The sequence below is a fragment of the Flavobacterium paronense genome, assembly GCF_030409795.1.
Classification (GTDB): Bacteria; Bacteroidota; Bacteroidia; order Flavobacteriales; family Flavobacteriaceae; genus Flavobacterium; species Flavobacterium paronense.
In genome coordinates this window covers 2,723,846-2,737,925 of record NZ_JAUFQN010000019.1, presented here as the reverse complement: position 1 = coordinate 2,737,925, position 14,080 = coordinate 2,723,846, and the positions used below count along the sequence as shown (strand labels likewise).

The window sequence follows — 14,080 nt, the reverse complement described above, 5'->3', positions numbered from 1 at the left end:
ATAAAATAGTTTAAAAAGAGGTGTTTATCACCTCTTTTTTTATAGTTGTAGCGCTATACTTATCTAAAAAGCAAATAATTATAGTTAAACTGACAAAGAATCAATATTCACTTCAAATTTGTGTTAAAAATTATTTTATGTAAAACATTTGTTTAATTTTGACGACTTTAAAATTTAATACCACCAAAAATGAAATTAAAATTACTTTTCGTATTACTTGTTTTTCAAGTGAGTTTTGCACAACATAGAACTTGTGGAATGCAAGAAAAAATGGCACAAATAATGAGTAATCCTGCTCAAAGACAAGCTTATCTTGAACAGCAAAGTAAGTTTGATGTTGAATTACAAAAAGTGGTCTCTAATAAAAATGGTAATAGCGTTAACAACATAATAAGAATTCCTGTGGCGGTTCACTTTCCATCTGTAGCAACTACATCTACTCAAAAAGTTTGTTTCAGAACATTAGCACAATCACAAATCAATATTTTAAACGCAGATTATAATGGGACAAATGCTGACATTTCTAATTTTGTTAATGATGCTTCATTTTACCCTGGTACCAACACCGGAAGTTTACAAGTAGAATTTGTGTTAGCTACACAAAATCATCCAGCTGGAACTGGTTTGGTTAATGGTGACTTAGCAGTAACCTTCGGAACAGATTTCTTAGGAAATAATGACAATGATGCTACATGGGCAGGTTATTTAAATTTAGTATGTAGAAATGCCGGAAATGGAATATTAGGTTATTCTCCTCTTGGAGGTTCGCCTTCTGCGGGAATGACAGTAGTAATTGCAAAATCTGCTTTTGGTTCAGGAAATGGTTGTACAGGTTATGTGCCTGGTTCTCCATATGATTTGGGAAGAACTTTAACACATGAATTAGGGCACTTTTTTAATTTGGACCACACTTTTGAAAGTTGTGATGGAGCTAATTGCGCAACATCTGGTGATAGAGTTTGTGATACACCTTCATTGTCAATTGAAAATTATGATTGTCCAGTTGCAGGAGATGTTGCAGGATGTCAGCCAACGGAATATGCTTTAACCATGAATTACATGGATTATGTAAACGATGCTTGTATGTATATGTTTACTGCAGGACAGGCTGCTAGAATGCAAGCGTGGTATAACACAATTGCAAGTCAGTTTAAAACGGATGTTTTAGGAAATGAATCATTTTTACAAAACGATTTTAGCATTTTTCCAAATCCAAGTAAAGGTAGTTTTACTATTCAGTTTAAAGATATAATGATTGGTTATTCTGTTGAAGTATTTGATGTAACAGGAAAAACAATTTATGAAAACAACTATGATCAATCAGCTAATTTGAATCAGGTTATTAATTTAGATAACGCAACTAGTGGTGTTTATTTTGTAAATATTAAAAGTGATAAAGGAATCGTGACTAAAAAATTAGTTATTGAATAAATCTTTAATGCTATTAAAATAAAAAAGTCCCGAATTATTCGGGACTTTTTTATTTACCATTAAAACTGTTCATAGTTTCATTTAATCCTGCCAAAGCAAAGGATTCTACTATTTGTTTTGCCACTTCAAATCTTTCCGGAAGTTTTTCTTTTTCAATTGCATTCCATTCACCAAGAACGTAATCTACCTGTTGTCCTTTTTTGAACTCATCACTAATTCCAAAACGAAAACGCGGATAGTCAGAAGTGTTTAAAATGAGCTGGATGTTTTTCAATCCATTATGTCCGCCATCTGTCCCTTTTGCTTTTATGCGAATGGTTCCGAAAGCCAAATTCAAATCATCGGTAATCACTAAAACATTTTCTTTAGCTATGTTTTCTTTTTGCATCCAATATTGGACAGCTTTGCCACTTAAATTCATGTAGGTATTGGGCTTTAAAAGAATAATTTTTCTGCCTTTTATATTGAATTCAGTTACAGCTCCCAATTTTGCTGTTTCAAAAGAGACGCCTTGTTTTGAAGCCACATAATCTACTATTTTGAAACCAATATTATGACGCGTATTTACATATTCGGCGCCAATATTCCCAAGACCGACGATAAGGTATTTTTTACTCATTTCTTCTGAGTTTTCAGAGATTGCATTTGTTTTGAATAACTTTTTAAACCAATTCATTTAGCAAAAGTAAACTAATTTGAATTCATAAAAAAAGCACCAGTACAAACTGATGCTTTTTGATATCGGAAAAATAAATTACTTATTTTTTCTTTTTTGCTCCACCTTTTTCTGCTTTTGCAGCTTCCTGAGCCGCTTTCATAGCAGCACGAGAAATCTTAACTTGTGCTACAACAGTATTGTCTGGATGCATTAATTTGAAGTTTTTCGCTTCTAATTTTGTAACATACAATTTGTTACCCATCTGCATTTCAGAAATGTTAGCTTCAACAAAATCAGGTAGATTTTTTGGCAAAGCTTTCACTTTTAATCTACGTTGATTCAAGTTCAAAACACCTCCTAAAAGTACACCTGGAGAAGTTCCAGTTACTTTTACAGGTACTTCCATAATAATTTCTTTGTCATCACTCAATTGGAAAAAATCAATGTGATTGATTCTGTCTGAAACTGGGTGAAACTGAATGTCTTGCAAAACGGCATTGGTAGTTTTTCCATCTAAATCTATCACAACGGTGTGTGCGTTTGGAGTGTAAACCAAGCTTTTGAATGCTTTTTCTTCTGCTGCAAAATGAATTGGTTGACTTCCTCCGTAAATAACGCAAGGAACCATTCCAGCATTACGTACCGCTTTGGTTGCTACCTTGCCCACGCTTTCTCTTTGTGATCCTTTAATTGTAATCGATTTCATTGTAAAAATATATAGTTAATAAAAAATACTAATTTGGGCGTTCCCTTCGGGTCGGGCTTTCCGCAGTGCACGGCACTTGCTGCAATCCCTAACGCAATCTTCTGCAAAACTTCAAATTTAAATTTTCATTGAAGTCTATCTTGTTTCTTTCCTCTTGCTTCTTGCTTCTAAATTACATCAAAAACTTCCCACTGATGGAATTGTTGTGTTGCACCATGTTCATTACTTCTGCAAAAAGAGGCGCACAACTCACCACTTTTATTTTGTTCGATTCTCTTTTTAACGGAATTGAATCGGTAACTATCAACTCCAATAATTGAGATTTTTCTAATTTCTCATAAGCATCACCCGAAAGTATCGCATGAGTACAAATGGCTCTCACACTTAATGCTCCTTTTTCAATCATTAAATCAGCTGCCTTGGCCAATGTTCCTCCAGTATCAACCATGTCGTCAACTAGAATTACATTTCTGCCTTTCACCTCACCAATCAATTCCATTGTGTCAATTATGTTGGCTGCTTTTCTTTGTTTGTAACAAATTACCACATCCGATTCTAAAAACTTAGAATAGGCATACGCTCTTTTTGAACCACCCATATCAGGCGAAGCAATTGTTAAATTGTCTAACTGCAGACTTTTAACATAAGGCAAAAAGATAGTCGAGGCAAACAAATGATCGACTGGCATTTCAAAGAAACCCTGAATCTGATCGGCATGTAAATCCATCGTCATGATTCTCGTTGCTCCGGCAGTTTCCAATAGTTTTGCTATCAGTTTTGCTCCAATCGGAACTCTTGGTTTGTCTTTTCTGTCTTGTCTTGCATAACCAAAATAAGGAATTACGGGAGTTATGTGTCGGGCTGATGCTCTTTTAGCCGCATCAATCATTAACAAAAGTTCCATTAAATTGTCGGCACTCGGAAATGTAGAGCAGACAATAAAAACGCGCAATCCTCTTATTGATTCTTCAAAAGAAGGCTGGAATTCACCATCACTAAATTTTGAGAACGTAACTTTACCCAGCGGAACACCATAGTTTTCGGCTATTTGTTCAGCTAAGTAGACGCTTTGCGAACACGCAAATATCTTTGCTTCTGGTTCTAAATGCGACATTGTAATTTGTTGTTTTTATCCGTTGCGCTCCTTGCGGAAGTGCCTCGAATGTAGTTAGTTAGTTGTTGTTCGTTTTACCGAGGTGCAAATTTAGGAATTAAATCCAACTCTGAAAGGATATTTTAGAGTATTTTTTTAGAAATTGATATTTTATTTTTTACATTTGCACCGTGTTTAAAAGCAAGCAACACTTTTTGTTGTTCGTTTTACGCGATAAGCCAACTGTTGTTGGTTTTGTCTCTCAAGCCTGAAGATAGTTTTTTTAATTATTCTTATATTAAACTGAACGATTCAAAGGAAAGCCCGGATGGCGATAACTTTAATTAATTTTTTCTAAAAATTAAACTGTAAACCATCTAAGGTAAACGCCCGGATGGCGGAATTGGTAGACGCGCTGGTCTCAAACACCTGTGGGCAACCGTGCGGGTTCAAGTCCCGCTCCGGGTACAAAAGCTCTTCTGAAAAGAAGGGCTTTTTGTTTTTATAAGTTTAAAGATAAACAAAAGCCCTAATTAACCCCGATAGGAGCAAGCTACCCTGTAGCGCGGATAGCGGGAAGATTGTTGTAAAGAAAATGGGGCTTGTGCTCCTAAATTAAAAACCAAGTATCAATCTGGCAATGGCAAAATAAATGATAATTCCAAAAACGTCATTTGTGGTAGTAATAAACGGTCCGGTTGCAATAGCCGGATCGATTTTATTTCTGTGCAGGAATAATGGCACTAAAGTTCCTAGGGTTGCAGCGAATAGAATTACCACAATTATAGAAGTTGAAATGGCTATACCTACTTGATATTGTTGATACATTATCGAATGAAATAACAGTATGAAAAGCGATATAATCGTCCCGGATATCATGGCAACAATAAGTTCTTTTTTGAAATAATTTTTGCTAAATTCCTTTAACGAGCCATTGGCCAAACCTTGGACCACAATTGCGGATGCTTGTACACCTATATTTCCAGCAGTGGCAGAAAGCAATGGTACAAAAATAATCAGCGTTGTATATTTTTGAAAGGCAACCTCGTTTCCTTTTAGCACAAAAGAAGCAACAATTTCAATCGCCATTCCAATTAAAAGCCAAGGTAAACGAGCTTTAATTAATTCGAAAACACTATCACCTGCCTCTACGTCTTGCGTGATACCTGCAGCCATTTGGTAATCCTTATCGGCTTCTTCCTTAATTACGTCAACGATATCATCAATAGTAACTCTTCCTACCAATCGTCCCATTTCATCTACTACCGGAATTGCTTCCAAGTCATATTTCTGCATGATACGGGCGACATCAGTATTTGGGGTGTCCACTTTTACGTAATCTACTTTTTTGATGTAGACATCGCTTATAGGCGTTTTAGTCGAGGTCGTCAATAAATCTTTAAGAGATAATCTTCCTTTCAATCTGTTTTCATCATCAACAACATAAATCGAATGCACTCGGGTTACGTGTTCTGCCTGAATTCGCATTTCTTTGACACAGGTTAGCACATTCCAGTTTTCATTCACTTTCACCATCTCTTTTCCCATCAAACCTCCGGCAGTATCTTCGTCGTAGCGCAACAAATCAACAATGTCTTTGGCGTGTTCAACGTCTTCGAGCTCAGAGATTACTTCTTCTTTTTTGCTTTGCGATAGTTCGGCAATAATATCAGCAGCGTCATCGGTATCTAATTCATCTAACTCTTCTGCGATTTCTTTAGCAGAAAGACCATGAAGAATTTTTTCACGGACATCATCTTCTAATTCTAAAAGAATTTCAGCTGTAATTTCACTGTCAAGAATTTTGAAAATATAAGTAGCTTCTTCAATGTTTAGTTCATCAAAAATCTCAGCAATATCGGCATGGTGCATATCATTCAACAAAACTTCCAATTCCTTGTCGTTTTTTTGATGAATGAGTTGCTCGATTTGCTCTAAGAGTTCTTTGCTGATTTTAAACTGCATTGGCTTCTATTTTTTGAGTGAGTTCAATGAATTGCTCAACTGTGAGTTGCTCTGGTCTGAGGTCAAAGATAGTATCTTCTTTTAAATTATCCGAAAGGTTGAATGATTTTAAACTATTTCTTAACGTCTTGCGGCGTTGTTGAAATCCAGTTTTTACCACTGAAAAGAATAACTTTTCATTACAAGGCAACGTGAAATTTTCTTTTCTGCGTAAGCGTAAAACACCTGAATTTACTTTTGGAGGTGGATTAAAAACATCCGGACTTACCGTAAATAAATACTCCGCTTCATAAAAAGCCTGCACTAAAACCGATAGAATTCCGTAGGCTTTAGTTCCTTTTTTTTCACAAATCCGCTCGGCTACTTCTTTTTGAAACATACCTGAAAATTCCGGAACCTGATGCCGTAATTCCAAACATTTAAACACAATTTGCGATGAAATATTATAAGGAAAATTACCAATGATAGCAAAAGGTTTGCCTTCAAAAACTTCGTTGAGGTTGTATTTTAAAACATCTTTCGAAATGATTTTGCCGTGTAATTTTGGATAATGTTCATTCAGATACGCTACCGATTCGGTGTCAATTTCAATAACATAGGTTTCGGTTGGTTTTTCCAACAGGTATTTTGTCAAAACGCCCATTCCTGGACCAATTTCCAAAGTAATGTCATAGCCTTTAAAATTTAAAGTGTCGGCTATATTTTTGGCAATTGATTCATCCGTTAGGAAGTGTTGTCCGAGGTGTTTTTTGGCTCTTACATCGTTCATACTCTTTTGTCATTCCCGCGCAGGCGGGAATCCATTTTAATTATTCCAATCTCCAGACAGGTCTTTCCAATCTTTATTTTCTTCTTCAATCAAATTTATTTTCCATTGACGATTCCATTTTTTGAGTTGCTTTTCTCTTTTAATGGCGTCGTCAATATATTGGAATGTTTCAAAATAAACCAATAAGTTTACATTATATTTTGCTGTAAAACAGTTTGGATCTAGTTTGTTTTTATGTTCTTCAACTCTTCTTTCTATACTGTTTGTTACTCCAATATAAAGTACTCCATTTTTCTTGCTGGCTAAAATATAAATGAAGTATTGACGAAATTGCTGCATTCTATATTGTTTCTTAATGGATTCCCGCCTGCGCGGGAATGACAAAAGGACTAGTGTTCGCTAATCAACTCCAATTCAGTTCTAAAAGCCAGCATTTTGTCACCAAACAACGAAGCACTTTCTGCTCTAAGCTTTGGTGCGTCTTCATCATAATAGCGTTGCAAAGTTTGTTTGGAATCGGTTGTGAATTGAACCGAATAGGTAGTTCCGCCCATATCTTCTTCAACTAAAACCTTAACCATTCGGGCAGAGGAGAATTTCCCCGTAGCCAGCATGTCGTTAATATGTTTTTCCTGCATCCATTGCATCCATTGGTCGTGGACACTTTCGTGGATGTTGATAGTTACGTTGTATAAAATCATTTTAATTTAGGAATTAGGATTAAGGATTTAGGAATTTTAAACTGTGATTGACGACTATAGATTTGTATCACCTCTTAGTTTTCGATATTTATTCCTCGAATCTACATAATAAATGCTGTCCTCGTGTTTGGTGAGCATTTCTTCATAAAGCAGCTTGGCTTTTTCAGTATCTTTTAATTGGTTATTATAAATTTCGGCCGAAAAATAAAGGGCTTCATCAATATAAATGCAGTCTTTATGTTTGGTAATAATGGCATCATAATTAGCCAAAGCATTAGAGAAATCACCCATTTTTTCATAGATTTTCCCGATACGCAATAGTGTTACCGGTTCAATATCTTCGCCTTTGTGTTCTTTTAAAATTAATTGGAATCCTGCTAATGCTTCCTTCTTTTTGTTTTGATATAAAAGAAAATCAGCACGAGCAAATTTCTTTAAAGCCACTTGTAAAGAATCTTCCACGGTGTTATCGCTTATCAGTAAAAACAAATCCAATGCATCGTTAGCGATTAGTTGAGAGGAAGCCGATTTCAACACTTTTAATTGATGTGATGCCCATGCAAAATCGGTTTTAAAATAACTGGTTTTTGCGGTTTTAAGACTGGCTTCCTGACCAATCACATCGCCATTCATGTCTTCATCAATTTGGGAATAATAGATTAGCGCCTGATTGAATTTTTCTTCGAATAAAAGAATATCTGCCAGTTCCATTTTTACTTCAACCAATTGGTAGCTGTTAATTGGCATTTCCATAGCGTTTTTCAAAATGGCTTTGGCTTTTTCAGGATTATTTAAATGAAAGGCATTGAAGTCTGCCTGCAATTTTAAAAGAGGAAGTGTGAATGGACTTACACCAAATTCTTTAATCAACTGATCAAGTTCTGCTGTTATGGCCGGATAATCTTTCTCTGTTGCATGGTCAATTTTCATTTCTATCAGATAGGAATGCGACTGAATTAACAATTCTAAATCTTTAGTGTTGTCGAGTACAAATGTCAAAATTTCGGTTGCCGAATCTTGGTCATTATCTTCAATAGCCATTTGACCTAAATTCACAATATTGGCAAAAGAATCAGGATTTCGCTTGTAAATTGCTTTTTGTTGAATGAACGCTTTACCATATTCTTTTTGTTGGATAAAAAGCCAGCTTAAGAAATCATTCCAAAACACATCTTGTGTCTTTTGAGCTCTAAGTAACAGTGCTTTTTTTAACGCATCGTTAAAATTGGCATCTACTTCTTCTGTCATAAAACGGGATAGCTGATTTTGAATTAAAGGAAGATTTTGTGGGTTTTGAAACGATTCTTCCAGAAAAGTATCAATCATCAAATCAGTATTGCCTTGTTGCCCGTATAGTACAGCCATTTGAAAATTAAAACTCATTTTAGGTTCTTTTTCTAAAGCTGTTTTGTAAGCTAAAAGGGCATAATCTACAAGTGCTTTTCTTTCAAAAAGATAGGCGATTCCGTAAACTTCATTAGCGTTTTTCTTGATTTTGTCAATCGCCTGATCGTAATATTTTTTGGCTTTTTCTTGGTTTTTTTGCAACTGATAATTAAAACCCAATTCAACCAAAAGATTGTTTTGTCTGTATTTGTCGATTCGGTCTTCTAATGCTTTTTCGGCTTTGTCAAACTGTTGTAATTGCTGGTAACATTCGATGACTCTTTGAAAATAATTATAATTCCCTTCTTGTGATTTTAATAACTCTTCATAACTGACCAATGCTTTTTCAAATTCTCCACGGTCAAAATAATTATTCGCCAATTGCTCATTTTGCGCTTGCGCCAAAAAGCATAGGAATAATGCAATTGTGGAGAGAAATTTTTTCATGAATTTTTAATAAAAACGAACAATGTACTAAAGTAACATTTTTGTGTTCAATTAGTACAAACGATATGTTAAATAAAGACCTGCCTACCGGCAGGCAGGTTAACTTTTAGTTGATGATGTCAAACCCCGTATACTTGCGCAATACTTCCGGGATTACAATTCCTTCAGGTGTTTGATAGTTTTCTAAAATTCCGGCTAAAACTCTTGGCAAGGCTAAGGAACTTCCGTTTAACGTATGTGCCAACTGTGTTTTGCCTTCTTTTCCTTTGAAACGCAATTTCAAACGATTCGCCTGGAAGGTTTCAAAATTAGAAACAGAACTAATCTCCAACCATTTATCTTGTGCTGTAGAAAACACTTCAAAATCGTAAGTCAAAGCCGAAGCAAAGCCCATATCGCCACCACAAAGACGCAGAATTCTATAAGGTAATTTCAATTCCTGCAACAACGTTTTCACATGTTCTACCATGCCGTCAAGTGCTTCATACGATTTATCAGGATGTTCTATGCGAACTATTTCTACTTTATCAAATTGATGCAAACGATTCAAACCGCGAACGTGTGCGCCATAAGAACCCGCTTCACGACGGAAACACGGTGTGTAACCTGTACACAAAATCGGCAATTCGCTTTCTTGCAAAATCACATCACGGAAAATATTAGTTACCGGAACTTCGGCAGTTGGAATTAAATATAAATCGTCGGTGGCATCATGGTACATTTGTCCTTCTTTGTCTGGCAATTGTCCGGTTCCGTATGCTGATGCTTCGTTTACCAAATGTGGCACTTGAAATTCCTGATAACCTGCTTCGGTATTTTTATCGAGGAAATAAGAAATTAGGGCACGCTGTAATTTGGCTCCTTTTCCTTTATAAACCGGGAAACCTGCACCTGTTATTTTAACACCCAATTCAAAATCGATGATGTCATATTTTTTTACTAATTCCCAGTGAGGCAATGCGCCTTCATGCAAAACAGGAATAGCACCTTCTTGAAAAACGTTAAGGTTGTCCTCGGGTGTTTTTCCAACCGGAACAATATCCGCCGGAAGATTGGGCAACTGATACATTTTTTGCAAAAGGTCGTTCGCCAAAGTGTCTGATTTTTCAGTAAGTTCTTTGCTGGTTTCTTTTAGCTGGACGGTTTTTAGTTTTAAAATATCAGCTTTTGCTCTTTCGCCACTTTTCATCAAATCGCCGATAGCTGATGCTAATTTATTGGCTTCAGCCAAGGTGTTATCTAAAGCGACTTGTGTGCTTCTTCTGTTTTCATCTAACTGGATTACTTCTTCCACGAGTGTCTTCACATCCATGTTTCTTTTGGCCAGTGCCGTAATCACTTTTTCTTTATTATCTCTGATGTAACTTATCTGTAACATGACATTTTCTTTTATGGTCGCAAATTTAATGAAATGTTTGATAAAACCTTTCGCATACTTAAAAACTTACCTTTTTATAATTAAATAAAAATCAGAGTAATAGGCATGTAAATTATATATTTTTTGGCATGAGCATAATCCAATAATTATTATATTCGCAAAAATTATTGCTATTCCTATGAAAAAGACCTACTTATTGCTTCTATGTTTTACCATTTCTTTTGTTTTTGCCCAAAATAATTTAAACAAAACGAATTCTATTGCTGAAGCTGAAATGAAATCGGCGTCACAACTTTTGAATATTGAAGTTAACCCGAATACAGCTAATTATAACATTACCTATCACCGACTGGAATTTACGGTTAATCCATCGGCTAAATTTATTACAGGAAAAGTGTTTACTACCTACACTGCCTTGTCGGATATGAATACCATCACCTTTGATTTTGCCAATCCGTTAACGGTAAGTTCAGTAAAAAAAGGCACTACGAATCTCACTTTTGTGGAAGACGCCAACAATCAACTGATTATTACGTTGCCTGCTACACAGCTGGCTGGAACTTCTGCTACACTTGAAATCAATTATTCGGGTGTGCCACCTAGCAATGGTTTTGATTCTTTTGTGCAAACTACACACAATGGCAGCCCAATTATCTGGACGCTTTCAGAGCCGTTTGGCGCCAGGGATTGGTGGCCTTGTAAGCAAGATTTGAACGATAAAGTAGATAGTATTGATGTTTATATCACAGCTCCGTCGCAATATATTGCGGTTTCAAATGGAGTGGAGACTACAACACCAGTTATTTCCGGCGCTAATAAAACGACACATTTTCATCATGGTTATCCAATTCCAGCGTATCTAATTGCAATTGCAGTTACCAACTATACGGTATACAATCAAACTGCCGGAACAGCGCCGAATACGTATCCAATCATAAATTACATTTACCCTGAAGACGCCGCAGCGATTGAGCCTCAATTGGATGAGACTCCAAATATTTTAGCCTTGTATGAAAGTTTGTTTGAAGTATATCCTTTTCATAATGAAAAATATGGTCACGCACAATTTGGTTGGGGAGGCGGAATGGAACATACCACAGTTTCCTTTATGGTTAATTTTGACAGACAACTTATCGCTCATGAAATGGCGCACCAATGGTTTGGAGACAAAGTGACCTGTGGTACCTGGAAAGATATTTGGTTAAACGAAGGATTCGCAACCTATCTGGCGACGTTAGTCATTGAAAACTTTGACGGAATAGATTCTTTTGTAGCTGAAAAACAGGGTATGATAGACTATATCACCTCAAGTCCAACAGGGAAAGTGTACCTATCCGACACAGAAGCTACTAATGTAAACCGAATTTTCAGTGGTAGATTAAGTTATAATAAAGGTGCGATGGTTTTGGAAATGTTGCGTTTTAAATTGGGAGATGCGCTTTTCTTTCAAGGGTTAAAGAATTATTTAGCGAACCCCAATTTAGCTTATAAATATGCTGTAACATCCGACCTTCAAACACAATTAGAAGCCGTTTACGGGCAGGATTTAACGGAGTTCTTTACTGATTGGATTTACAATCAAGGGTATCCAACGTATACCATCACAGCTCAGAACTGGGGCGCAGGACAAGCCCGATTTGTCATTAACCAAACCCAATCTGATCCTTCCGTTTCTTATTTTGAAATGCCGGTTCCGGTTAGAATTTATGGCGCACTTGGACAACAAGCGGATATCGTATTGAACAATACTTTTGACGGAGAAGAAATTATTACCAACGTTCCTTTTCCAATAGCAAATGTTGAATTTGACCCAGAGCGTCATCTTATTGCGGCTAATTCGACGGTTACTTTAGGCAACCAAAATTTTGATTTAGAAAGCACGGTTTCAGTTTATCCTATTCCAACTTCGGATGAGCTACACATTCAAATGCCCTCAACTTCTATAATAGAAAAAGTAATTGTCTATAATAATCTGGGTCAGAAAGTTATGGAAAACGCAGCCATAGATTTTTCTGTGACCAGCCTGTCAACGGGTGTTCATTATCTCGATATTCAGACTACAGAAGGGACTTATCATAAAAAATTCATAAAAAAGTAACCTAAAACAAACTATTATGTGCAAGAGTAAGGCGGAAACCTTACTTTTGTGCGTTTAAAAGAAATCGATACATAAGAAATGGAAATTGCAATCAAATTATCTCAATTTTTACTGAGTTTATCAATACTAATTATACTTCACGAATTAGGGCATTTTATTCCGGCCAAATTATTTAAAACACGAGTAGAAAAGTTCTACTTGTTTTTTGATATCAAATATTCATTATTAAAAAAGAAAATCGGCGAAACCGAATACGGAATAGGTTGGTTACCTCTTGGAGGCTATGTAAAAATATCAGGAATGATAGACGAAAGCATGGACAAAGAGCAAATGGCTTTACCACCACAACCATGGGAATTCCGTTCTAAACCAGCTTGGCAACGTTTAATCATCATGCTTGGTGGTGTTACGGTGAACTTCATTTTGGCGTTTATCATTTATATTGGGATGACCTTTTTTTATGGCGAACAATATATTGCTAATAACGAAGTAAAAGATGGTATTTGGATTGCCAATCCCGTGGTGCAGAAAGCCGGATTAAAGACAGGCGATAAATTAGTATCTATTGATGGTGAAAAAGTAGAGCGTTTTTATGAAGCTAATGAAAAGGCCCTTTTTTCTAAAGAAATAGTCGTGCTCCGTGATGGTCAGGAAGTAAAAGTACATTTCCCGGTAAACTTTATCGACCAATTGATGCAGGGGAAAAGAGAATCGTTGTTAGAACTTCGAGTTCCTTTTATTGTTAGAGAAGTTCAGGAGGATTCTCAAAATAAAGGCATACTTAAACCCAAAGATATTATTACCAGCCTTAACGGAAAACCGGTAAAGTTTGCAGATGAATTTATAGCTGCCTTAGATACTTTAAAAGGGAAAACCGTTCCGGTACTTATCCAGAGAGATAATAAGGAAGTTGCAGTCAATATAAAAGTTAGTGATAGCGCCAAATTGGGAGTTATGTATGCTTCAAAAATTCCGTATGACGATATAGAGAAATTGGGATTATACAAAATAAGCAAAGCCGAATTTGGTTTCTTTGAATCTATTCCGGTTGGAATTCACAAAGGTTTTGCACAATTGGCCAGTTATGGCAAACAACTAAAAGCTATTTTCTCTCCTAGCACCGGAGCCTACAAAGGCGTAGGTGGTTTTGCAGCTATCTTTAATATATTTCCGCATACTTGGAGCTGGGAAGCATTTTGGAGCATTACAGCTTTGTTGTCTATTATGCTTGGGGTAATGAATTTGTTACCTATTCCGGCTTTAGATGGTGGGCATGTGATGTTTTTATTATACGAAATAATCAGCGGCAAAAAACCTAGCGATAAGTTCTTAGAAAATGCCCAAATGGTTGGCTTTGTATTACTTATTTCGTTATTGCTGTTTGCCAATGGGAATGATATTTATAAGGCGATTTTTCACAAATAACATTTTTTAAAATTTTCTTTAAA

12 protein-coding genes and 1 tRNA gene are annotated in these 14,080 nt (G+C 36.0%); 4 read left to right on the top strand and 9 right to left on the bottom strand.

Going from position 1 to position 14,080, the window contains the following annotated elements; genetic code table 11:
• Positions 1–189: 189 nt before the first annotated feature.
• Positions 190–1,431: a zinc-dependent metalloprotease gene (locus tag QWY90_RS13165; RefSeq protein ID WP_290286433.1), complete on the top strand. Its 1,242-nt coding sequence runs from the start codon at positions 190–192 to the stop codon at positions 1,429–1,431.
• A gap of 49 nt (positions 1,432–1,480) precedes the next feature.
• Here QWY90_RS13165 and pth read toward each other — a convergent pair whose 3' ends face one another.
• From pth to QWY90_RS13150, 3 genes are all read right to left on the bottom strand, one after another.
• Positions 1,481–2,107, bottom strand: a complete 627-nt coding sequence (gene pth, locus QWY90_RS13160; protein WP_290286432.1) for an aminoacyl-tRNA hydrolase — start codon at positions 2,105–2,107, stop codon at positions 1,481–1,483.
• 82 nt (positions 2,108–2,189) lie between these two features.
• Positions 2,190–2,795: a 50S ribosomal protein L25/general stress protein Ctc gene (locus QWY90_RS13155; protein ID WP_290286431.1), complete on the bottom strand. Its 606-nt coding sequence runs from the start codon at positions 2,793–2,795 to the stop codon at positions 2,190–2,192.
• A gap of 172 nt (positions 2,796–2,967) precedes the next feature.
• Complete coding sequence (locus QWY90_RS13150; protein WP_290286430.1) at positions 2,968–3,909, bottom strand: ribose-phosphate pyrophosphokinase; 942 nt, start codon at positions 3,907–3,909, stop codon at positions 2,968–2,970.
• Between the two features lie 367 nt (positions 3,910–4,276).
• Between QWY90_RS13150 and QWY90_RS13145 the strand changes: the two genes are divergently transcribed.
• Positions 4,277–4,356 (top strand) — tRNA-Leu (locus QWY90_RS13145).
• Between the two features lie 147 nt (positions 4,357–4,503).
• On the opposite strand, the gene mgtE is transcribed toward QWY90_RS13145, so the two are convergent.
• The 6 genes from mgtE to serS form a co-directional block, all read right to left on the bottom strand.
• Complete coding sequence (gene mgtE / locus QWY90_RS13140; protein ID WP_290286429.1) at positions 4,504–5,853, bottom strand: magnesium transporter; 1,350 nt, start codon at positions 5,851–5,853, stop codon at positions 4,504–4,506.
• A complete protein-coding gene (gene rsmA / locus QWY90_RS13135) occupies positions 5,843–6,622 on the bottom strand; it encodes a 16S rRNA (adenine(1518)-N(6)/adenine(1519)-N(6))-dimethyltransferase RsmA (protein ID WP_290286427.1) in 780 nt (259 codons plus the stop codon). Before rsmA ends, mgtE begins: the two co-directional genes overlap by 11 nt.
• A gap of 36 nt (positions 6,623–6,658) precedes the next feature.
• A complete protein-coding gene (locus QWY90_RS13130) occupies positions 6,659–6,961 on the bottom strand; it encodes a GIY-YIG nuclease family protein (RefSeq protein ID WP_290286426.1) in 303 nt (100 codons plus the stop codon).
• A gap of 50 nt (positions 6,962–7,011) precedes the next feature.
• Complete coding sequence (locus QWY90_RS13125; RefSeq protein ID WP_290286425.1) at positions 7,012–7,323, bottom strand: DUF4286 family protein; 312 nt, start codon at positions 7,321–7,323, stop codon at positions 7,012–7,014.
• Between the two features lie 54 nt (positions 7,324–7,377).
• The gene (locus QWY90_RS13120; protein WP_290286424.1) at positions 7,378–9,156 is read right to left on the bottom strand and encodes a tetratricopeptide repeat protein; all 1,779 of its coding nucleotides are present in this window, start codon (positions 9,154–9,156) and stop codon (positions 7,378–7,380) included.
• A 106-nt stretch (positions 9,157–9,262) separates the two neighbouring features.
• Positions 9,263–10,534 carry a serine--tRNA ligase gene (gene serS, locus QWY90_RS13115; RefSeq protein WP_290286423.1) on the bottom strand — a complete coding sequence of 424 codons (1,272 nt, stop codon included), beginning with the start codon at positions 10,532–10,534 and terminating at the stop codon, positions 9,263–9,265.
• A gap of 178 nt (positions 10,535–10,712) precedes the next feature.
• Here serS and QWY90_RS13110 point away from each other — a divergent pair, with 178 nt between their 5' ends.
• Both QWY90_RS13110 and rseP read left to right on the top strand, forming a co-directional pair.
• The gene (locus QWY90_RS13110; protein ID WP_290286422.1) at positions 10,713–12,632 is read left to right on the top strand and encodes a M1 family metallopeptidase; all 1,920 of its coding nucleotides are present in this window, start codon (positions 10,713–10,715) and stop codon (positions 12,630–12,632) included.
• A gap of 78 nt (positions 12,633–12,710) precedes the next feature.
• A complete protein-coding gene (gene rseP, locus QWY90_RS13105) occupies positions 12,711–14,057 on the top strand; it encodes an RIP metalloprotease RseP (RefSeq protein WP_290286420.1) in 1,347 nt (448 codons plus the stop codon).
• The last annotated feature ends 23 nt before the right edge of the window (positions 14,058–14,080 follow it).